The 22,948-nt window shown below is 48.2% G+C and carries 19 protein-coding genes; 9 read left to right on the forward strand and 10 right to left on the reverse strand.

Annotated features, from left to right (window positions below; all coding sequences use genetic code 11):
- Positions 1–223 precede the first annotated feature (223 nt).
- From ybjG to deoR, 3 genes are all read left to right on the forward strand, one after another.
- The gene (gene ybjG / locus Z042_RS19190) at positions 224–829 is read left to right on the forward strand and encodes an undecaprenyl-diphosphate phosphatase (protein WP_024911858.1); all 606 of its coding nucleotides are present in this window, start codon (positions 224–226) and stop codon (positions 827–829) included.
- A 229-nt stretch (positions 830–1,058) separates the two neighbouring features.
- Positions 1,059–1,739, forward strand: a complete 681-nt coding sequence (deoC, locus tag Z042_RS19195; RefSeq protein ID WP_024911857.1) for a deoxyribose-phosphate aldolase — start codon at positions 1,059–1,061, stop codon at positions 1,737–1,739.
- An 88-nt stretch (positions 1,740–1,827) separates the two neighbouring features.
- Complete coding sequence (gene deoR, locus Z042_RS19200; RefSeq protein ID WP_024911856.1) at positions 1,828–2,592, forward strand: DNA-binding transcriptional repressor DeoR; 765 nt, start codon at positions 1,828–1,830, stop codon at positions 2,590–2,592.
- On the opposite strand, the gene Z042_RS19205 is transcribed toward deoR, so the two are convergent.
- The 4 genes from Z042_RS19205 to Z042_RS19220 form a co-directional block, all read right to left on the reverse strand.
- On the reverse strand, positions 2,589–3,305 hold the full coding sequence (locus tag Z042_RS19205; protein WP_024911855.1) for a FadR/GntR family transcriptional regulator: 717 nt from the start codon (positions 3,303–3,305) through the stop codon (positions 2,589–2,591). The genes deoR and Z042_RS19205 overlap by 4 nt on opposite strands.
- A 117-nt stretch (positions 3,306–3,422) precedes the next feature.
- On the reverse strand, positions 3,423–4,199 hold the full coding sequence (locus Z042_RS19210) for an SDR family NAD(P)-dependent oxidoreductase (RefSeq protein ID WP_024911854.1): 777 nt from the start codon (positions 4,197–4,199) through the stop codon (positions 3,423–3,425).
- 243 nt (positions 4,200–4,442) lie between these two features.
- Entirely contained in the window at positions 4,443–6,626 is a 2,184-nt protein-coding gene (locus Z042_RS19215) for a heparinase II/III domain-containing protein (RefSeq protein WP_024911853.1), read from the reverse strand.
- Between the two features lie 10 nt (positions 6,627–6,636).
- Positions 6,637–8,754 carry a heparinase II/III domain-containing protein gene (locus Z042_RS19220; RefSeq protein WP_024911852.1) on the reverse strand — a complete coding sequence of 706 codons (2,118 nt, stop codon included), beginning with the start codon at positions 8,752–8,754 and terminating at the stop codon, positions 6,637–6,639.
- A 499-nt stretch (positions 8,755–9,253) separates the two neighbouring features.
- Here Z042_RS19220 and Z042_RS19225 point away from each other — a divergent pair, with 499 nt between their 5' ends.
- The 6 genes from Z042_RS19225 (at position 9,254) to Z042_RS19250 (ending at position 18,043) form a co-directional block, all read left to right on the forward strand.
- Positions 9,254–10,375, forward strand: coding sequence for an ABC transporter ATP-binding protein (locus tag Z042_RS19225; RefSeq protein WP_037406174.1), 1,122 nt, complete (start codon positions 9,254–9,256; stop codon positions 10,373–10,375).
- A gap of 82 nt (positions 10,376–10,457) precedes the next feature.
- A complete protein-coding gene (locus Z042_RS19230) occupies positions 10,458–11,435 on the forward strand; it encodes an ABC transporter permease (RefSeq protein ID WP_024911850.1) in 978 nt (325 codons plus the stop codon).
- 78 nt (positions 11,436–11,513) lie between these two features.
- Positions 11,514–12,395, forward strand: coding sequence for a carbohydrate ABC transporter permease (locus Z042_RS19235; RefSeq protein WP_024911849.1), 882 nt, complete (start codon positions 11,514–11,516; stop codon positions 12,393–12,395).
- Between the two features lie 126 nt (positions 12,396–12,521).
- Positions 12,522–14,069 carry an extracellular solute-binding protein gene (locus Z042_RS19240; RefSeq protein WP_081758428.1) on the forward strand — a complete coding sequence of 516 codons (1,548 nt, stop codon included), beginning with the start codon at positions 12,522–12,524 and terminating at the stop codon, positions 14,067–14,069.
- Positions 14,070–14,104: 35 nt separating this feature from the next.
- Entirely contained in the window at positions 14,105–15,652 is a 1,548-nt protein-coding gene (locus Z042_RS19245) for a type 2 periplasmic-binding domain-containing protein (protein WP_024911847.1), read from the forward strand.
- Between the two features lie 105 nt (positions 15,653–15,757).
- Positions 15,758–18,043 (forward strand): DUF4962 domain-containing protein, encoded by a 2,286-nt coding sequence (locus Z042_RS19250; RefSeq protein ID WP_024911846.1) that lies wholly within the window; start codon positions 15,758–15,760, stop codon positions 18,041–18,043.
- A gap of 57 nt (positions 18,044–18,100) precedes the next feature.
- Here Z042_RS19250 and Z042_RS19255 read toward each other — a convergent pair whose 3' ends face one another.
- The 6 genes from Z042_RS19255 to Z042_RS26150 form a co-directional block, all read right to left on the reverse strand.
- Positions 18,101–19,306: a serine hydrolase gene (locus Z042_RS19255; RefSeq protein WP_024911845.1), complete on the reverse strand. Its 1,206-nt coding sequence runs from the start codon at positions 19,304–19,306 to the stop codon at positions 18,101–18,103.
- Positions 19,307–19,360: 54 nt separating this feature from the next.
- A complete protein-coding gene (locus Z042_RS26145; protein ID WP_154666998.1) occupies positions 19,361–19,786 on the reverse strand; it encodes a hypothetical protein in 426 nt (141 codons plus the stop codon).
- 179 nt (positions 19,787–19,965) lie between these two features.
- Entirely contained in the window at positions 19,966–20,565 is a 600-nt protein-coding gene (locus tag Z042_RS19265; protein ID WP_202901316.1) for an ester cyclase, read from the reverse strand.
- Between the two features lie 580 nt (positions 20,566–21,145).
- Positions 21,146–21,361, reverse strand: coding sequence for a YdgH/BhsA/McbA-like domain containing protein (locus tag Z042_RS19270; RefSeq protein WP_024911842.1), 216 nt, complete (start codon positions 21,359–21,361; stop codon positions 21,146–21,148).
- Positions 21,362–21,401: 40 nt separating this feature from the next.
- Positions 21,402–21,578: a YdgH/BhsA/McbA-like domain containing protein gene (locus Z042_RS19275; RefSeq protein ID WP_417903542.1), complete on the reverse strand. Its 177-nt coding sequence runs from the start codon at positions 21,576–21,578 to the stop codon at positions 21,402–21,404.
- 463 nt (positions 21,579–22,041) lie between these two features.
- On the reverse strand, positions 22,042–22,869 hold the full coding sequence (locus Z042_RS26150; protein ID WP_024911840.1) for an MrpH family fimbial adhesin: 828 nt from the start codon (positions 22,867–22,869) through the stop codon (positions 22,042–22,044).
- Positions 22,870–22,948: the final 79 nt, after the last annotated feature.

Here is a 22,948-nt window from a genome sequence, read left to right on the forward strand (position 1 = left end):
CCGTTAAGGTTTACTTAAGAAACAGAGATTACAGTAGCGCCACCCATTGCCGAAAATAAGCTTTTGCGTGGACGCGTTACAACCACCAAAACTTTTACTAAATCAACCATCAACAACTATGCAAATTAAGACCATTTTCCTTTACTCCCTGCCAATATCTTTTTACCGTTTGCCACAGATCAGAATAAGTTGTTATTTCAAGCGCAAAACGAGGTAATGCATCATGGAACTATTGAACTATCTTCTTTTCGCCGAGATCAACGCGACGCCGAACAGCCCCGAATGGTTGATTGATCTCGCTATTTTTATTGCCAACGATCTGATTGCCATTATTCCTTTGCTTATTCTTGGCTTATGGTTTTGGGGGCCACGGCATCAATTGCATATGCAGCGTGAGTTAGTAGTAAAAGCGACCATTGCCCTATCATTCGCCATGAGTGCAACCACCGCCATTGGGATGTTGTTGCCATATGAACGGCCATTTGCGTCAGGCATCGGCTATACCTTTCTGATACACGTGCCAGACAGCTCATTCCCCAGCGATCACGGTACTGCCATCTTCACTTTCGCCCTGGCCTTTTTATGCTGGCACCGTAACTGGTCCGGTATATTGCTGATGATTGTGGCAGCAGCCATTGCCTGGTCACGTATTTTCCTTGGCGTACATTGGCCATTGGATATGCTCGGTAGCTTCCTGGTCAGCCTCGTCGGTTGCCTGTTTGCCCAATTGCTATGGAACCTGTTTGGTGAGGGGATAGCCGGCCTGCTGACGCGTCTGTATCATTTCCTGTTCGCCTTCCCGATCAGAAAAGGATGGGTGCAAGAGTAGCCTTTTCCGGCGGAGGCTACACGCCTCTGCTCGGCGTTCACGTTCACTTGGCGTGCTGGATACAAAAGAATGTTATTAAAATAACATCAGCAAGATAACCATTTCTCAATCAATCCTGGTTTTATTCAAAAAAATAAGAAATAACAGCTACCAACCGGCAAAAGCCAAATGTTAATATAGTCACAAATCCTATATTTCAACCTGCTTTAACTGCCCAAAAGGAATCATTATGACAACCAACCAGATTGATTACGCCCGCTATATCGATCACACTCTGCTGGCGATGGATGCAACTGAAAACCAAATTGCCAAACTGTGTGAGGAAGCGCAGCAACATAACTTTTATGCGGTCTGCGTTAATTCCGGCTACGTCCCGTTGGTTGCGCACCTCTTACAGGAAAGCGAGGTTAAAGTTTGCTCGGTCATCGGCTTCCCGCTGGGAGCGGGTTTGACCATCGCAAAAGCTTTTGAAGCCAAAGCGGCCATTGCCGCAGGCGCTCAGGAAATAGATATGGTCATCAACGTCGGTTGGCTCAAAAGTGGTCTGCTGAATGAAGTGAGAACCGATATCGCCGCCGTGCGCGAAGTCTGCGCCGCGATCCCATTGAAAGTCATCTTGGAAACCTGCCTGCTCAGTGATGCCCAAATCATGCAAGTTTGTGAAATATGTCGCGAACTTGATGTCGCCTTCGTTAAAACCTCAACAGGCTTTAGCACCGGCGGTGCTCGTGAAGATCACGTCAAACTGATGCGAGCGACCGTAGGTAGCGAGATGGGGGTTAAAGCCTCTGGAGCCGTGCGCGATCGCGCCACCGCAGAGAAAATGATCGTTGCGGGGGCTACGCGTATCGGCACCAGTTCAGGAGTCGCCATTGTTTCAGGCAGCACGGCCACCACCAGCAACTACTGAATATCTGACGCGGGGTTAACCCAGCCCCGCTTCACCGCACTACGCACGTTAAAAGAGATTTTTGGCTACGGCACCAACAGGAGAAGAAATGGAAACCCGGCGGGCAGAGCGTATCAACCAGTTAGTACAGGCATTAAAACGCTCTGACAAGATCCATTTAAAACAAGCTGCCACGCTGTTAGGTGTCTCAGAAATGACCATCCGCCGCGATCTCAATGCAGAACCTGCCGCCGTGGTACTGCTTGGTGGCTACGTAGTGGCCGATCCACGTAACAACAGCGTCACCAACTATTTTGTCTCTGAACAGCAAACCAGGCAGGTCGCAGAGAAACGCCGTATTGGCCTACTGGCCGCGCCTCTGATTAATGAAAACGACACGGTATTTTTTGACTGTGGCACCACCATACCGGCGATCATCGGCGCCATTGCCGATACGCTGGTTTTCACTGCGGTATGCCACTCACTCAACACCTTTTTAGCATTGCAGGATAAACCCAACTGCAAGGTGATTTTATGTGGTGGCGAGTTCAAACCGAATAATTACATCTTCAGCGCGGTTGGCCAGCACAATCAACTGGCTCACATCTGCCCCAATATTGCCTTTATCTCTGCGGCAGGTCTCAGCCTGCAACAAGGTGCCACCTGCTTCAATTTTGATGAGCTGGAGATGAAGCACCAGGCTATCACCATGGCACAGCAAAAAATTCTGGTGGCGGATCACAGCAAATTTAACCAAACCAAACCGGCCTGTATTGGCCCACTGACACTGTTTGATCGGATCATTACCGACCGCCAACCTGAACAGGAATTTATCGAGTTCTGCAACGCACAGGCGATCGCAATCCGTTTTTAATCCTTGTCAGGAGCCAAGCGGTGCTTGCTGGCATTCATTAACGCCAGCGAAGCCTGATAAGATGCGTTTTCATCTCCAGACATGATCGCTTCATAAATGATGCGGTGATCTTCCAGACACATTCCACCTTCCTTGGACGAGTAACTGATAAACCACTTAAATACCGTGGTCAGTACATTTCCGAAAGGCATATAGAAGCAGTTACCAGAGGCAATAAAAATCATCCGGTGGAACTGGGTATCAATGTTCACCCAACTCTCAGGGTCAAAATGTTCAGCGGTATAGCATAACTCACGGAAAATCTTTGATAGTTCAATGCGCTGTTCTTTCGTGGCATTCACCGCGGCTAAAGCTGTGGCATGAGGCTCAAGGGCTCGGCGGAATTCGAGAAACTGGTAATACATATCCTCGGTAGCTTCCATGCCCTCCATCCATTCCAAAAGTTGCACATCCAGAATGTTCCAGAACGAACGTTGTTTCACCCTGGTTCCAATTTTAGGACGAGACTCTAACAACCCTTTCGAAGAAAGCGATTTCAATGCTTCGCGCAACGCAGTGCGACTCACGCCAAATTGCTCACAAAGTTCAGTTTCGCTCGGCAGAATATCTCCCTGGCGTAATGAGCCGGAAAGTATTTTCCGAGCAATGTCGCGAGCAATTTGCAGATTCAACCCCCGGTTCGCCCCAGTAATCCTTTTAAACTGCATGCTCATTTGTCATACCTAAAGATTATTTAATTGGGTCATGATACATGATGGGGTTATTGCTGCCTACATATTCACCGACAGAAAGTGTGGGTACACAACACATCCTGCCGGTGAATAGTCAAATTACGGAGCTATCTGCCCACCATTCACATCCAGAATTTGACCCGTAATATAACCACTGCAGGCGTGAGAAGCGAAGAATAAGAACGTAGGTGCCACTTCTTCGGCGTAGCCAAAACGGCCCATCGGAATGCTGGCAGCAATTTTTGCTCTCAATTCATCACTCTTACCGTCATGAAAAGCAGTATCAATCGTTCCTGGAGAAACGATATTGAAACGGATACGATCGCCCGTAAACTCCTTCACCCAGTTACGATGGATGTCGTGCAACCAGGCTTTAGATGCAGCATAAATACCTGCCCCCACACCACCACCTTCGCGGCCAGCGATAGAACCGGTACTGATAACACAACTGGTTTCACCACTTTTTTTCGCTGATGCACGCAGATGTGGGATCGCATACTTAGTCATCATCAGCGCTGAACGCGCATTAAGATCCATGACATGCTGATAAAATTCATCATCTATCGCTTCAAGGTTAGCACGGCCGCCCAGCCCCCCCGCATTATTGATCAGCACATCCAGACCACCAAAACGAGCAACAAACGCCTCGATTAACGAGCTGCACTCCGCTGATTTGGTAATGTCAGCCTGGAAAAACTCAACTTCAGCACCGAGTTGACGTAATGATCCCAGCGTTTGCTCCAACCCAGGCGTGGCGACATGGCTGTTGATACCGATTTTAGCCCCTTGTTTGGCAAATGCCTGTGCTGTTGCCAGCCCCATACCCGCAGTGGAGCCCGTGATTAATACGCGTTTATTGTTCAAATCAGAGAACATATTAATTTTCCTCATGATATACCCGCCATGCCTCAGGTTGCATGTGCATTAGCTGCCTTTCTGTAACTCGAATTATTTTGGGTATAGTGAATTAATTAGCCGTTCCTCTTTAAATAAGAGTGTGACTAATAGTGTTATTAAAAGACAAAAAAGCACGCCAATAACCGGGCCCAATAAAAACGGTTACGCTTTCATTTAACGTGCCGTGACAAACAACCTTTACTTATCTTTCCCCGCAGAAGGTCAAGCTTCTAGAGGCTCCCACTGCACACTGAACGCTCCTTGCCAGCGAAAGGCGAGGCCATTCCAATGGAACATGGCACCATATTCACTGACCTGCGGTCCCGAAGCGAGAGGACGGTTACAAACTACAATCATCAGAACGCGTTGATCCTGCAAATAAAGCCGAACCACCGACACATCATCATCGTGCCCCACCACCTCAACCCGCTCGACCTGCCCGCGTGCACCGGTAGAGGACTCAGTGGCTTCATTAAAATAACCATGAGTTTCATAGACACTGGCAAACAGCTTATTCTCGCCCTGGCTTCTGATCACCAACGCTGGTTCATTGCGCAAATTGAAATGCGGATCGTTGGCGCCAATATTGGCAAAGATCACATTTCCCCCCGCAGGCAAGGCGCACAGGTAGCTGTAATAACTATTGCCATCAAGCCAGCTCACTAATACTGAACGGTCTTGCGCAAAGTGAGCACGGCCCAACTCCCACAAATGCTGGTAGCCATGTTGTTCACCCAGTGGCGACAGCGTGCTGTGTGTTTGATAGTCAAAATCAGTGCGTACAATCTGCCCCTGATAATGGAGAGCATAGTCATATTGATGGGATTGATGGCTGGTCAGGCGAAACAGGTCAACAATCAGCGGCTTGGCAAAACCGGCCAGCTTGAGCATCAATACCGATCGTTGCATATCCACACCAGGATAATAGTCACGGGCGATCGCGCTGATCCCCTGGCCGAACGCGTGTTCCCGCACGACAAAGTGCAGTTCACCCCAGCGTTGCTGAGCCGTCTCAGTATCGCCGTTATTCTGGCTGCAACCATCAACCGTCACGGTATTATGCGCAATGGTTTGTTTACAATAACTTTTGTTTTCAGGAATATAGCGGCCGCCAAATTTGGGTTCGACGTTGACCCAGCGGCCAAAACCATAATCCCGCAGATATTCGCGGCCTCGATTAAACAGGCTGAGATGCAGGCCATCAAAATGACCATGATCGAGCGCCGAATGTAATTGAGCGTCACTGCCGTGCTGACCAAACCATAACAGTGCCATATTCAGATCTGACTCAGCATCCAGTTGACGTAAGATCCCTACGCCGCCCTGCTGACCATCCGCGCCATCATTCAGTACCACGCTCCCCCAATTAAACTGCTGGTGGGCTGCCTGTTCTGCGGCTATTGAAAGATGTAAACCGGCTGCACTGACCCACACCTCGCCCTGATGTTGTGCCATGGCGATCAGCACGTCAGGCTGTTGATAACGGGCGAAGCAGACACTGGTGGCGATCACGATCCCTTCATCGTTGATATCCATGCTCTTAGATGAATCGTTTAACGCTGGCAGAGTGCCATCCGGGAAAGCGGTTGCCATCAGCGCATCCGAGGTGCGTTTAATCACCTGATGATTAAATTGGTAGATATCCAGCTCTGGCTGGCGGCGGGCAATGGCTTCCGCAAACATCATTAATGGGCGGATAGCGAAACGATGGTAATACGGCCCTTCCATGTAGTAGCCATCGGGAGAGAAAAGTTGGGTCAGTTGTGCCAGAAAACCGCCGCTAACGCTGTCGCGCCGCAACCCATACAAGGCGTTATCCACCATCTCTTGGTCATTCAGTACATAGCCACAGATACCGACCGCAGCCACTGACCATAATCCATGGTTATGCACAATATCAAATTCATTGGCGTGAATGACGACTGCCTGATAAACCATTTCCCGCAACAGGTTATTTTCTATGTGTTCACGTTGCTCTGGCATCAAAGTATGGCGAATACAGCTATAGGCTTCCGCACCATACAATAACCACATATTTTCATTCAGCGTCTGATGAAACAGCCGCCCCGGCGGATTACTGTCCTTGCTGAGCGCGTTGCCTAATGTGGGATAAAGATCCGCATAGCCAGACAGAATTTGTAGGGCAAAATCACGATAGGCAGCGTTTCCCGTGATCAAAAACAGCCGCCCCGCCAGATTCAAATGGATGTAATTTTGCTTATGGTGATTGTGCTCAATCCCCCCCGCTTCACCATGGCCGGGGAAAACCAAAGGGTGCTGCCGATAATTTTCTAACCGCTCGATCTGCGCGGCCAGCGTTCGCCCTATCAGACCGCCGCTACCCAGTGCGTGGCGCAGCTTCTGCGCCTCTTCAAAGCTGATTAAAACCGGTTGATAAGCCTGCATGATTGCCTCGCTACGCTATACGTCTGATCGCGATAAATCCCTGCCACCGAAAGGAGTTACCATTAAATTCCAGCTGATTCTCTGTTACTGCCGTGAGGTTGGGTTGATTACTGATCATCAATTGCCAACGCTGCTGTTCCAGAGTCATCTCGAGCACCGATCCTTCTAGGTTATGGCCCACGACTCGCAGTTGCTGCACCTTGCCACACGCGTCATAACACTGTTCGCTGGCTTCATCAAAGTAACCATGGCTTTCAAATACCGAGGCAAACAGATGATCCCCCGCCGCGTGCTGGCGCAATATCAAACCCGGTTCATTACGCAGATTAAACTGAGGATCATCGCCGCCTGTGTAGGTAAACAGTACCTCACCGCCACTGGCCGCACTGTGCCAACTTGTGAAATGCGCTCCCTGTAGCCAGGTGATGCTGAAAGGTTGGGTAACCGCACTTTGAGCCGTTAACAGCAGGTGTTGATAACCCGACGTTTCCCCCAGCGGGGACCAACAAGATTCCCGTTGATAATCCAGACTGGTGGCAACAATTTGCCCTTGATAATGCAGGCTGTAGTCGTACTGATGCGGTTGCAACGCTTGCAGGCGATACAGATCGATCAACAAAGGTGCCGAATGCTCGGCCAGGGTCAGGAGTAATACCGTGCGCTGCATATCTACGCCGGGATAGTGCTGATTGGCAAAAGCACTCATCGCGGTCAGTGTTGCGCCCTGTTCCACTTCCTTCGTTGCGATAAAGAAATGGCGGCGACCGTGAACGCGGTCGGCCAGCGCTGCATTAGCCTGGTTCTGGCTACACTGATCGACCGTCACCGTGTTATGTGCCACCGTTTGCCGGGCATAGGATTGATTTTCCGGCAGATAACGGCCGCCAAATTTGCTTTCCACATTCACCCAGCGGGCAAAACCGTATTCGCGCAGCACTTCTCGGCCTTGTGCGTACAACGTGATCCCCAAGGTATCGAAGTGGCCATGCCCCATGCCATGCTGGCCATAGGCCATCATCACCTGAGTCACTTCGCCATTGGCCGCTAGAGCGCGCAAGATCCCCTGAGCACCGGCATCGCCTTGCTCTCCTTCAGTTAACTCAACGCTTTCATAACAACCCGCAAAGACAGTGTCTGACAATGGTGCGGCCGGATACGGCCAGCAACGCTGCTGTTGACGGTAGCAACGTTCAATCAAGGCATGCTCGCCATAGCGTAAACGGTACAGCTGCGTGGCGATAAGCACCCCTTCATCTTCCGTATTCATGCTGCGCGAAGCATCGTTGAGTGCCGGAAAACGGCCGTCTGGATAGGCGGTTTGTAATAATGCTTCCGTGGTACGGGCTATTCGCTGCTGCGCATATTGATATATCTCCAGCGCTGGCCGGTGCTGATGCAACGCCTCGGCAAATAGATAAAGAGGACGAATGGCAAAACGCTGATAGTAAGGGCCCTCCAGGTAATAGCCTGAAGGAGAAAAAAGGCGATCAATCTGCGCCAGATATCCCCCCTGGCGGCTGTCTCCCGCCAGACCATAAATGGCGCAGTCCACATAGTGCGGTAGCTCCAGCACGATGCCGCAAATACCCACCGCCGCGACCGCCCACAGTCCATGATTATGGATACGATCAAAATCATGGGCATAGGTTTCGCAAAACAGAGTCAGCATGGGCTGAAACAGGCCTTGCTCGATCTGCTGTTGCTGTTCAATGCTCAGCGAAGATTTTAAATAGCCATAACCCAGCGACGCATAGAGCAACCACATATGTTCATTCAGCAACTGATGAAACAATTTTCCGGGGGGATTGGTATTTTTTTGCTGATGAAAAGGCATCGCCTGATAGCCTTCAGCGTACTTCTGTAGCAGTTGAATGCCAAACTGCGCGGCTTCCCGATCTGCCTCTATTTGCCATAGCAACCCGGCCTGCTCAATCAACCGGCTGTTCTTCTGGTGCTGATTATGTTCAAGACTGCCGGCTTCTCCCTGACCGGGCACATTCACCCCCGCTTGGCGGGCATCGCGCAGATTGCTGCGAATGATGACTAACTCACTCTTTAGCCGCGGATCATCGCAGTTTGCCAGGCTTAGCCATTGCTGGCTGTTTGCTAGAGGAAGAATGCTATTCATTGGTCTGCCATCACTCCCACAGATAACGCTTTGTCTATACAAGGTTTTGGTTATTTAACACCCTATTTCTGAGCTTATAGTAATACAAATAAAATTATAATCAAGCACCACTAGTTTTCTCAATTCAATTATTTAAAATTAATATTGTTATATTTCAATAAATTATAAAAATAATCCAGTGGGGAAACTCTGTGTTTTCTGCACTTCATCACAAAACAAGATTATAGTAATACAAAACAATAAATGAGTTGATAGAATGAAATTCATACTCATTGCGCTGCCAATGTGTACCGATAGCGACATACCACTACGGCCCAAGGCAAAGGAAACACGCAAAGAGGCGAAGATAAGAGATGGTCTGCAATGATTCGATTACAGGACGTTAATTTTTAAAACGTGCATCAATATCAGGATCTTATGGGGTACAGGAGTGTTGTTTTTTATTAGCCGCTAACGGGGCTGAAACTGATAAAAATAATATGCCAGGCCTAAATGTCAGATGGCAGCCAAAGGAGACATCATCGTGGTCGCAAGTGTCAGTCTAAAAAACGTCATTAAAAGTTATGAGAATCATATCGTTGTTCATGGTATCGACCTGGAGATCCTGCCGGGAGAATTTGTGGTATTGGTGGGGCCGTCCGGGTGTGGCAAGTCCACCACCTTGCGCATGATTGCTGGGCTGGAAGATATTTCCGGCGGGGTGATCAGAATCGACGATAAGATAATCAATGATCTGGCACCCAAAAATCGTGATGTGGCCATGGTATTTCAGAACTATGCGCTCTATCCGCATCTGAATGTCAGTGACAATATCTCCTTCGGCTTGCGCCTGCGCGGCATTAAAAAGAACATCATCGAAAAATCAGTCGCTGTAGCCGCTGATATTCTCGGCTTACAGCCTTTGCTGAACCGCAAACCGTCCGAACTTTCTGGTGGTCAGCGTCAGCGTGTTGCCATGGGCCGGGCCATTGTGCGCGATCCCAAAGTTTTCCTGTTTGATGAACCCCTCTCTAACCTTGATGCCAAACTGCGTACTCAGATGCGTGCGGAAATAAAACGGCTGCACAGCCGCCTGGGCACCACCATTATCTATGTGACCCACGATCAAGTTGAAGCCATGACGTTGGCGGATCGCATTGTTGTGATGCGCGATGGCGTGATCGAGCAAGTGGGTGCGCCAATGGAGCTGTTCAATAAACCCGCTAACACCTTTGTGGCAAGTTTTATCGGCTCCCCGCCAATGAATCTGATGCCTGCACAACTAAGAAGTGGTGACGATCGCATTCAGGTGATAATTAATGAAAAAAATCAGGTCAATCTGCCTTATAAAGAAGAAGCTCAGGTGATTGACGGGCAACAAGTGGTCTTCGGTATCCGCCCAGAAGACCTGGTATTAGACCCCAACCCAGAAACCGGCAGTGAAAAATTAACAGGGATCGTTGACTTAATCGAACCGCTTGGTGCCGAGTCGATTCTGCATATCAGCTTGGGTGACATTAATCTGATCGCCAAAATTGAAGGCCGGGGTCGCACCATCATTCAGGGGCAGGATATTGATCTTTATGTCAACCTGAACCGAATTAGTCTGTTTGACGATAAAACCAAAAAATCCATTTATTGAGCTTACGTTTATTAATAAAGCATCGCCCTTTGCTCTACGGTAAATAACCATTCTTATACAGCTCTGCGTAACAGGGTATACTATGACAATGAATGCCGAAGTAGAAAAAATGCTTACGGATGAAAGCCGGGCATATTTAAAAACCCAAAGCTTCTCTATGCGTATTAAGAAAAGTATCCAGCGCGATCTGATACTTTATTTAATGTTGTTGCCGATGATTCTGTGGTTTTTAATCTTTTTATATAAACCCATGACAGGGATGCAATTAGCTTTTAAACAATACAGTGCCTGGAAAGGCATTGAGGGTAGCCCATGGATTGGTTTCGACCATTTTGTTACCCTGCTGCACAGTGAACAATTTTTGCGGGCAGTGCGCAACACCATAGTATTGAGTATCTATTCCCTGGTGTTTGCCTTCCCAGTGCCGATTTTACTGGCGCTGATGATAAATGAAATCCGCTCAAATAATTTCCGCAAGTCAGTACAGACCATCCTGTATTTGCCTCATTTTATTTCTGTCGTTATCGTTGCGGGCCTGGTTGTCACATTTCTGTCACCGGGAACCGGGGTAGTGAATAATATCCTCAGTGCCTTCGGGTTTGAGCGAATATATTTTCTGACCTTGCCAGAATGGTTCCGTACCATTTATGTCGGTTCCAATATCTGGAAAGAAGCCGGGTTCGATTCAATTATCTATCTGGCCGCCATTATGGGGATTAATCCCGCCCTGTACGAGTCCGCTCAGGTGGACGGCGCCAGCCGTTTGCAGATGATCACTAAAATCACCTTACCTTGTATTCTGCCCACCATTGCTGTCTTGCTGGTTATCCGTCTGGGCAACATCCTGGAAGTCGGTTTCGAGTATATTATCCTGCTGTATCAACCTACTACGTTTGAAACTGCGGATGTGATCAGTACCTATATCTACCGCCTGGGGCTACAGGGTGCTCGCTATGATATCGCGACTGCGGCGGGGATATTCAACGCGGTTATCGCCCTGATTGTGGTGTTGTTCGCCAATGCAATGAGCCGTCGTATTACCCGCACCGGCGTATTTTGATTATCAAGCAGGCGGCCAGCCAACCATGCTCGCCGTCTGCTGATTAATCCTGTTTATTATACATTGGAGACATTAACCGTGATCTCGACTCCATTCAGTAATCGCTCGGATAAAGTATTCGGCGCAACCAACAGTATTTTATTGGTGATTTTCTGTATCGCCGCGCTCTATCCGATCATTTATGTGTTATCGATCTCCATGAGTACCGGTGCGTCGGTAACCACCGGGCGGGTATTCCTGTTCCCGGTAGATATTGATTTTTCCGCATATGGTCGAGTATTCAAAGACAGGCTGTTCTGGACATCTTACGCCAACACCTTGTTCTATACCGTTTTTGGCGTCATCACCAGTTTGTTCTTTATTGTTCCGGGGGCTTATGCTCTGTCAAAAGCCAGATTAAAAGGCCGCCGCGTTTTTGGCTTCTTTATTGCTTTTACCATGTGGTTTCACGCAGGGATGATCCCATTCTTTCTGAACATGCGCGATCTGGCGTTACTGGATTCCCGCTTCGGTATCCTGATTGGTTTCGCCTGTAGCGCCTTCAATATCATCTTGATGCGCAACTATTTTGAATCCATCCCCTCTTCTTTCGAAGAAGCAGCGCGTATGGATGGCGCCAATGATTTCCAGATCCTGTGGAAAGTCTATATCCCATTGGCAAAACCGGCCCTGGCAACGGTGACACTGTTGTGCGCCATTGCACGTTGGAACGGTTACTTCTGGGCCATGGTACTGCTGCGTACCGAAGAAAAGATCCCGCTACAGGTATATTTAAAGAAAACTATCGTTGATTTAAACGTCAATGAGGAGTTTGCCGGCGCTCTGCTTTCCAATACCTATTCAATGGAAACCGTTGTGGGTGCCATTATTATCATGTCGTTAATTCCCGTCATTATTGTTTATCCAATTGTACAAAAATACTTTACCAAAGGCGTCATGCTGGGCGGTATTAAAGAGTAACAGCCTAGCCCTCTGGTTAATAATAAGAACGCGGCTATGCCCTAACTCGCTCAATCGGCAGGAAAGCAACAATCAATGTTTCTGCGGCTTGTCTGATGGCAGGTATAGAATAGTGGAGATCGACTAATGAAAAAAACCCTATATCCCATGGCATTTATGCTGTTAATTACCGGCATGACCAGTTATGCCGACACCAAGGAAACTACATGGGTTGCCGATAAACCGGTCAACCTCACTATCCATATGCATTTCCGCGACAAATGGGTGTGGGATGATAATTGGCCTGTGGCTAAAGAAATCTTCCGCCTGACCAATGTGAAATTGCATGGTACGGCCAATAAGGCCTCAACCAATAGCCAGGAACAATTCAACCTGATGATGGCAGCGGGAGAATTACCCGATATTGTGGCGGGTAACGATCTGAAAGATAAATTTATCCGTTACGGTATGGAAGGGGCATTTATTCCGCTGAATCCCCTCATAGAAAAATATGCGCCTCACCTGAGCGCTTTCTTCAACAGCCACCCTGACGTCAAGCGGGCAATTACCGCACCGGATGGCAACATTTACTATATTCCTTACGTGCCGGATGGGCAGGTATCCCGCGGTTATTTTATCCGCCAGGACTGGCTGGATAAACTCGGGCTGCAAATGCCACAAACGGTTGAGGAGTTGTACAGCGTACTGAAAGCGTTTAAAGAGCAGGATCCGAATGGCAACGGCAAGCCGGATGAAATCCCCTTTTTGAATCGCGATCCGGAAGAGGTATTCCGGCTGGTTAATTTCTGGGGCGCACGCTCTACCGGCTCGAACACCTGGATGGATTTCTATGTTGAAGACGGCAAAATCAAGCACCCCTTTGCAGAATCCGCTTTTCGCGATGGCATCAAACAGGTCGGTATCTGGTACAAGGAAGGGTTGATCGACCCGGAAATCTTCACCCGGAAGGCGCGTTCACGTGAACAATTGTTTGGCAGCAATCAGGGTGGGATGACCCATGACTGGTTCGCCAGCACCGCCCTGTTCAACGGTGCCTTAAGCAAGTCCGTTCCCGGTTTTAAACTGGTGCCGATGCCACCGCCGATTAATCGTCTGGGGCAACGTTGGGAAGAGGATGCCCGCCAGATCCCTCGCCCCGATGGTTGGGCAATTAGCGCCTTGAATAAAGATCCGGTCAGCACCATCAAGTTATTTGATTTCTACTTCAGCCCCAAGGGCCGTATTTTGTCGAACTTCGGTACCGAGGGCGTCACATATACGATGAAAGAGGGCAAGCCGGTATTTATGGACAGTATTCTGTCATCAGATAAACCGGTTAATAACCAGATGTATGATATCGGTGCGCAAATCCCGCTCGGTTATTGGATGGATTACAACTACGAAAAACAGTGGACCAATGCTATCGCCTTAAAAGGCATTGAAATGTATACCCAGGGAAAATATGTCTTGCCGCAATTCCCTGGCGTCAATATGACCCCCGCTGAACGTGAGATCTATGACAAATATTGGTCAGACATAAAAACCTATATGTTCGAAATGAGCCAGTCGTGGGTAATGGGTACACAGGACCCGGAAAAAACCTGGGATGAATATCAGCGTCAGTTGAAAAAACGCGGATTCGACCAGGTTCTCACTTTAGTACAGCAAGCCTATGACAGGCAGTATAAAAAATAACGGTTGGTCATTACTTAAATAGGAGGAACTAAGGGATGAGAAAAATAATCTGTCTGGCAGCACTGGCGGTGAATATCGCACTGGGCGCATCGGCAGCCACTGCGGCCGAACCCACCTGGATCGTGCAAGACCCGTTAACCCTGCAAATTCACATGCATTTCCGTGATAAATGGGTATGGAATGAAAATTGGCCAGTCGCACAAGAAGTCGCTCGTCTGACCAACGTGAAGCTGGTAGGCACGGCCAATAAAGCCGCGACAAACAGCCTTGAACAATTCAACCTGATGCTTGCGTCCAATGAGCTGCCTGACATCGTCGGTGGTGATAATCTGAAAGACAATTTTATCCGCTATGGCATGGAAGGGGCTTTTATTCCCCTGAATGAGCTGATTGCCAAGCATGCTCCCAATCTGAAAACCTTCTTTGATGCTCATCCCGAAATTGCTAAAGCCATCACCGCGCCCGACGGTAACCTCTATTTTATTCCCTACGTTCCAGACGGAGCCACCGCGCGTGGTTACTTTATCCGCCAAGATTGGCTGGACAAACTGGGCCTGAAAGTGCCACAAACGACCGAAGAACTGTATACCGTTTTGAAAGCGTTCCGCGAAATGGACCCTAACGGTAATGGCAAGAAAGATGAAACGCCTTTTATTGACCGCCACCCGGAAGAAGTATTCCGCTTGGTCAACTTCTGGGGAGCCAGAGCTTCCGGCTCCAATAACTACCTGGATTTCTATGTCGAGGACGGCAAGATCAAGCATCCATTCGCCGAAGAAGCCTTTAAGACCGGGATGGTCGGCGTGGCAAAATGGTACAAGGAAGGGCTGATCGACCCGGAAATTTTCACCCGTAAAGCCCGCTCACGGGAACAACAGTTTGGAGGAAACGTTGGCGGCATGACGCATGATTGGTTCGCCAGCACCATGACCTTCAACGACACCATGTCCAAAAACATCCCTGGTTTTAAATTGATCCCTATCGCCCCGCCCGCCAATACCAAAGGGGAACGTTGGGAAGAAGATACGCGCCAGCGCGTGCGTCCTGATGGCTGGGCGATTACGGTGAAGAACCAGCATCCGATCGAAACCATCAAGCTGTTTGATTTCTACTTCAGCCCGCAGGGGCGCAATATCGCCAACTTTGGTGTTGAAGGTAAAACCTTCGAAATGAAAGATGGCAAACCACAGTTTATGGATTCGGTTCTGAAAAATGAAAAACCGGTCAATAACCAACTTTACGATATAGGCGCGCAGATCCCGATTGGGTATTGGATGGATTATGACTACGAACGGCAATGGACCTCTCCTGATGCGTTGGCAGGCATTGATATGTACCAGAAAGGTAACTACCACCTCCCAGCCTTCGACGGCGTTAACATGACCCAAGAGGAACGTCAGATATACGATAAATACTGGCCAGAGCTGAAAACCTTCATGTATGAAAGTGCGCAAGCCTGGGTGATCGGCACCCGAGATCCGCAGAAAGATTGGGACAATTACCAGAAACAGCTAAAACAACGCGGTCTGGATCAGGTTCTGGCCGTCATGCAAAAAGCCTATGATCGTCAATATAAGTCATAGCTCTCCTTAGGAAATCCCTTTTATCTGACTGTATCACGGCCTGTCATTCTTTAGAGTGGCAGGCCGTATTCTCCTCATCAATCTTCACCCACGCCGGGAATCATTATGCAGACCTTAATCCAACCGGTAGCGACCCCCATTACCATCGCCTATGCACCAGATAACCAAACGGTCAGTGAGAATCCGCCCAGTTTTAGCTGGCTTCCTCCTTCAGCAGATAAGCACTGTTATCTGCTGCGGATTGAATGCCTGAGCAGCGGGGCGCAACTGTTATTCTGCGCGATTCAAAACAGCTTCTATCGCCCCGATCAAACCCTGAACGCCGGTGAATACCGCTGGAGCTATGCCCTGTGGGATAACGCGCTACAGCGCCAGATTTCAGAATGGAGTGAGTCACGCCGCTTTTCGCTGCCGGAGCACCTTCCACAAGTTCCTGCGCTAACCCACCACCATCGTTACCGGGATTGTGATCTTTCACATCCCCGCCTGTGGCTGAATCGCACGGAGATCAGCGCCTTTGCTCAACAACTGCTACAAAACCCTGATTACTGTCAATGGCAGGCGTTTTATGACCAATCGGTAGCACCGTGGATCGATCGCCCTCTTATCGCCGAACCATTGCGATACCCTGGTGATATTCGCGTTGCGGCACTATGGCGGAAAATGTATCTCGATTGTCAGGAGGCCATGTACGCCATTCGCCACCTGGCGATTGCTGGCACAATCCTGAACGATCGGGGGCTGTTGAACCGCGCCAAACAGTGGTTACTGCACGTGGCATCGTGGGAACCCGACGGTGCTACCAGCCGGGATTACAATGATGAAGCCGCTTTTCGCGTCGCGGCCGCGCTCGCTTGGGGTTATGACTGGCTCTATCAACAGTTGCAGGCGGCGGAGCGGCAGCAGATCCGCCGGGTATTGATGATCCGGCTACGCCAGGTGGCGGCAAAAGCCATTGACGGTGACGGCATCCATTACTCTCCTTATGAAAGCCATTCCGTGCGGGCTATTGCCTCCGTCATGGTGCCTGGCTCCATTGTCTTGCTGGGGGAAGAACCTCAGGCACAGGAATGGCTGGATTATGCCATTAACTATTATGATGCTTTGTACCCTGCCTGGGGAGGCGATGACGGTGGCTGGGCTGAAGGGACTCATTATTGGATGACAGGGATGGCGTATTTTATTGAGGCAGCCAATTTACTCCTGAAATTTACCGGCCATAATCTGTATCAACGCCCGTTCTTTCAACGTACCGGGCACTTTCCACTCTATACCAAGGCTCCCGATACCCGTCGCGCCAGTTTTGGCGATGATTCAACGCTCGGCGATCTTCCTTGTCTCAAATTGGGCTATAACCTGCGCCAGTTTGCTGGCGTGACCGGCAACCCTTATTACCAGTGGTATTTTGAGCAACTGCGGAAACAGGATAACGGCAGCGCCATGGAGTTTTATAACTATGGCTGGTGGGACTTTAATTCCGACAGCCTGCAATATCTGCATGATTTTCCGCAGGTCAGTGCTAAAACGCCCGATGATTTACCGTTATTACATCAGTTTCCGGCAATTGGCTGGGTAGCGATTCAGCAAAATATGGCCGATCCGCAGCAGCATATTCAATGGATCAGCAAATGTAGCCCTTTCGGGGCGTTGAGCCACAGCCATGCCGATCAGGCCGCGTTTTTGCTGTATGCCTATGGCGAAGATCTGGCAATCCAGAGTGGCTATTACGCACATTTCGGCTCCGCCATGCATCTGGATTGGCGTCGGCAAACCCGGTCGAAAAACGCCTTATTGATTAATGGGCATGGGCAATATGCCGATAGGAATAAACGCGATAACCTGGCCTATGCGGGTCGTCTGCTTTCAGCCCGACAAGATAATCAGTCCGTGATTATTGAGATGGATGCAACCGCCGCTTATCACCATGCAGTTCCTGAATTAATCCGCTATCAGCGAGACGTGCATTTTATTCAGCAACGCTATTTTATCGTGGTTGATCATCTGCTGTTACGCGAAGAGGCCGACTTCCAGTGGTTACTGCACACGCTGGATGCCTGCCAATTGAGCAATCAACGTTTTTGTTATCAAGGTCAACGGGCGATGTTGCAGGGGGAGTTTGTCTACTGTTCTTCCGGGCCACTCGAACTGAAGAATCACTGCGGTTTTGCTGGTATTGATGTGCAAGAGATTGCTGGATTAGCTCCTCATTGGCAACTCCATGCGCAGAGCCGCCGCAGTAAACACCACCAGCTTGTGACGTTGCTGATTCCTTCAGCGCGGTCAAATCCGCTGTCGGTCACTTATCAACAGCAAGGCCAGAACCTGATTTTTGTGGTAGAGGGGCAGCCGTATAATTTGCTTTTGCCTGACCTTTACACCCTGCCCGCATAGTTTCGGGCTCTTTTTTATCCTGAGCTGCGGGTTCACTGGTGTGCACCCGCATGACTTCTAACCGAAAATCCCCCCAAACCACTGGCTCAGCTTCATCATCACAAAGTCCCATATGCGGCTGAAGAAGTTCCCCTCTTTAACTTCCTGCATTACCACCAGCGGGTGTTGTTCAATGGTTTTACCATCGAGCTGAAAGTCGATGCTGCCCACGACCTGATTTTTCGCCAATGGCGCTTCCAGGGCCGGCTGATTGAGTTTATAACTGGCTTTCAGGTTTTTCATCTGCCCTTTAGGAATAGTAACGGCAGCATCTTTTGCTACCCCCAATGGCACCTCCCCCACATCACCAAACCACACTTTCTGGGTAACAAAGGTCTTGTCAGCCTTGATCGGGATCGCGGTTTCATAGAAGCGGAACCCCCAAGTCAGCAATTTCTCACTTTCACTGAAACGCACACGGTCGCTCGGCGCCCCTAATACCACTGAAATCAGGCGCATCGGGCCATCAGTTGCGGACGCCACCAGATTATGGCCTGCCCCACCGGTATAGCCGGTTTTGACACCATCCACATTCAGATTGCTACTCCACAACAGACGGTTGCGGTTTATCTGGTGGATTTTGTTGAAGGTGAACTCTTTCTCTTTATGAAGCGCATATTCGTCCGGTACATCACGGATGAGCGCCTGGCTCAACAACGCCATATCGCGTGCCGTACTGTATTGCCCCTCGGCATCCAGGCCATGCACCGTCAGGAAATGCGTATTTTGCAGGCCAAGAGATTTGGCATAGTTATTCATCAACCCAACAAATGAATCCTGGCTCCCGGCGACATAATCCGCCAACGCGATACTGGCATCGTTACCTGATTGAATGACGATACCTTTATTCAGTTCCGACACGGGCACCTGGTCGCCCGGTTTGATAAACATCAGCGAAGAACCTCGCAGCACCGGATTACCCGTTGCCCAAGCATCTTTGCCAACGGTCACCAAGTCGTCTGGTTTGATTTTACCCGCTTTCACCGCCTGGCCGATCACATAGCTGGACATGATTTTGGTTAAACTGGCAGGGTCGAGACGCGCATCAGCATTGCCCTCTGCCAGGATCTTGCCGCTGTTGTAATCCATCAGTACATAAGCTTTAGCATCAATTTGCGGAGCGGCTGGCGCTTCTGCAGCCTGAACAACAGACACAACCGATAACATAACGCCTGCACCGAGGGTCAATTCTTTAAGATAAGCGGAAAAGTTTTTTTTCATCATGACGTCGCCAGAATGTCCATGTAACTCATTGAGTCATTAAATATATTTACGCTTTCAGCCAGCCCACGAAAGTGGTTTGATACCGCGCTGCCAACCGCAAAACCTTTGCTGCTCCCGTATGCTTCTGCACTGTAATTTGTGTGCTCCATGCTGTGAGTTTATTCGTTTTATCTCATTCTTGCAGGGATTAGCCTGATTTTTCTGCATTTTTACATAACTGTACGTTTCGGCGGGCAAATCGACTAAAAATTGTGCCATCTGGCATGCAGCGGTAAATGGTGAATAACGATAGCGGCTTTCCACCCCACTCCCGGTTGCTGTTCCGGCAAGCTGGCGTGATTGGGGATGAATATCAGCAATTGTAAAACGAGGCACAGCCATGGCGGTGGGGAGTTCCAACGGCTTGAGAGCGCTGCTGGTCTGATACTGGATATCAAAGAATGGGCAGTGAAGTGTGTGGTTCTGATGCTGCTCAGGCACTCATGCATACCCCGTTCAACAACGAGCGTTATACATTTTTCCGCTACCATTTGCCTGCTTTTGACACCAACAGCAACCTATCAAAAACAGGCAATGGTACGAACACTTTTACATGCTCTGGCACTCTGAACTTTGAGCGCCATTACTGCAACAGGAAGTATTTACAGAAGAAAAAATTGTTATTTCAACAACCCTAATTGCTTCATAAAAGTATAGTCATCGTAGAACAACCACTCTTCATCCATTGTCCCTTGCTCATTCCACCGGCCAATGGTCGCCATCTCGATTTCAAAGCGCTTACCTGTCGGTTGGATCACAGTACCATCCGACAACACCATTGGCTTAGTGAATGTGCCACGCCAGACACCGGTAACTGCCGTGTAGTTACCCTGGCCAATACGCACGTGGTGAATCGGGTTTTCAGTATCAGGGGCAAAAGCAAATATTTTCTTTGATCTATCAAGGTGTTCTTTTAGACCATAGGTTTTGGTGCCATCGGGATAATTAACAATGATATCTTCGGCATGGCTTCTGTTCATTTCATCCCACTTTTGGTGACTATAAACATTGAAATCCAAGTCATCAAAATTTCGCAGGTTTTTTTCTACCTGCTCTCTTTCTGCTTTAAACTCTTCTAAACTTTTGTTGATCCGCTTATCAGCATTCGCATCTGATGTCGTAGAGAAATCATCAGGTTTATTTTCAGCAGAAAATGCAGGCAGGTTAATTAAACAGGTTGAAAGAACGGCTATCTTTAATAAATTCATTTTTTTCATCATAAAAATCTCATCTATATGATAAGGAGGCAATGAATAACATTGCACCTTATATTTGCAATAGGATTGTAAAGTAGATAACTTTACTTTATTTAAAAAATTAATGTAACTTTGATTTGATGTCTGCAATAACAATATTGAGAAAACCAATAACGGTCAGCTAATACTTATATTCGCTATATTTCAAGTTGCAGGTATGGTTCTCCTATACACTCCAATAATCGCCTTAGGCAAATACGTTGGAATGTATCGCGTTACCACCTTCCTGCAGCACGAATTAATTAATATATGAATAACAGGGCATACTCATAAACAAATGAGCATAATAAAGCGCACACCGAACGCTCTACTTTATCCCGTTAATCAACATCCCTACCTTGAAGCTGATCATAGAGAGCCACCTCTACGACAAACATAAGCAACGTCTTTTTATTTTGTAGGATTTTTCTTATATGAAATGCTTTTTCTAACAAGAAACCGATATGACCTGATTTTATCATCGCAAGATAACTATGGAGTTTTCTTCATACCACATGATGATAACCAATACATCTTTCTACAAACCAATGACGCAAATGTTTATTTACTGGTCAGTAAGGAGTTCTGCTGTCATATGAACCTGATTGTTCATTTGAGCGCTGGTAATTTTGTATGCGGCACCCGCTTTTTGCGCCTGGGCCGCAATTTTGGCTTCTGCGCTAGCAAGCGTTGATCCTGTTGCTGAAATGCTTTGAGCAAAAGCGCTGGACGATAAGGCCACCAGAGCGACTACCAGCAGGGTAGTTTTAACATTCTTCATTTCTAATTCCTTAATATAGGGCTATTGGTTGTTTAAATGATTACTTTGCAGTCAGCTCAGCGGTCATATAAACCTGATTGTTCATTTGAGCACTGGTAATTTTGTATGCGGCACCCGCTTTTTGCGCTTGTGCGGCAATTTTTGCTTCGGCGCTAGCAAGCGTTGACCCCGTTGCTGAAATGCTTTGAGCAAAAGCACTGGACGACATTGCTGTCATAGCTGTTATTAACAGAAGGGTTTTGACGTTAGTCATTTTAAATTCCTTTATGTTTGATTAAAATTTAACACCAGATTGGTGAGGTGGTGAATAATAAAGAATATTATGTAAACTTGTCTATATATATTTAAAGAATTAAAAACAAAAATTAAATTAAATTGTTTACAACTCATATTAATTATCATGCTACACCAAAAAACCACCCGACACACTCTCTCCCATCGAAATAAATCACCTTACAAATCAATGCAATAAAGAAAGATACATTTTCATCATCTTGCTGTTATATATTCCAACTGTAATTAAAGAAATTTCCTACAATGTAAAGAGACGTTGCCTATACCTTTTAAAATAAGTGTTCAGAACATTTAGCTTCGTGCTTTATTTTCTCAATACATCTATTTTTAATTAGACAATGCTGCGCATAACTACCAAAGTTACTCATGCACAATTGAGAGCACAGTTAAGGCATCGTCAGAATAGCCGTAGCCGAACCGAAGAAATCACCTGCTTCTACGTTGCCTGTTTTCGTCAGCGTAGACATAAACTCCACTGGCATCTTGATACCCGCTAAAGCATGTATTCTGATCCCTGTTGCGCCATTCACTCCGCCAATGGTCAAGTGAGATTGCAGGCTCCTATCACTTCTGAGGTTTACCAGGCCATTACCGCCCGCCCCTGCGGCATAAACCATGACATCCATATCTTGTGTACAGCGGATGTAGCCGGTCTGCCGCGCCTGATGCCCTTCAATATTTTTCAATTGGATCTGGCCATGCGTCAATTCAACGCTGGTTTCGGTAAATTCACATCTACCCACCGGCGGCGGAACGATACCGCATAAACTGCTGGGCATCATGCGACTCCCCTCCGCATTGGCGGTACCTGTTGACCATTTATAAAATATCCCGACACATTCCTGAGTAACGGCAGGGCCAAAGTGATTCTGGGTTCCGCTACGTGGTAGAAAATGCACACGCCGAAAAGCGGCTCCCACCTCGCCTACCGTTGCATAATGATTGACACCATCAACAAATTCTCCTCTCTCTGAAACACCGGGCCCTGCTCCACCCGCATCGCTGTGGCGGTGGCCGATAAATACTGTGCATTGTGACCAGCGATAACAGGGATTCGGCGTTGAATCGACAGTATCCCAATATTCAATAGTCCACCAATATCTAGCACTTGTGGGTACCCCATCACTTTCAGTGATATAAGAATAAATCGCGCTCTGGGCGCTATACGCTGTCAACATGGTGACAGCCCAAAAAATAATACGAATGGCTTTCATAAACGCCCCTGTGATTATCCTTAATTCATCGTGTATTAATAAGTGACATTGTTGGCATCGGGGTAAACCGTATTACCGG

The sequence above is a fragment of the Chania multitudinisentens RB-25 genome, from assembly GCF_000520015.2.
Classification (GTDB): domain Bacteria; phylum Pseudomonadota; class Gammaproteobacteria; order Enterobacterales; family Enterobacteriaceae; genus Chania; species Chania multitudinisentens.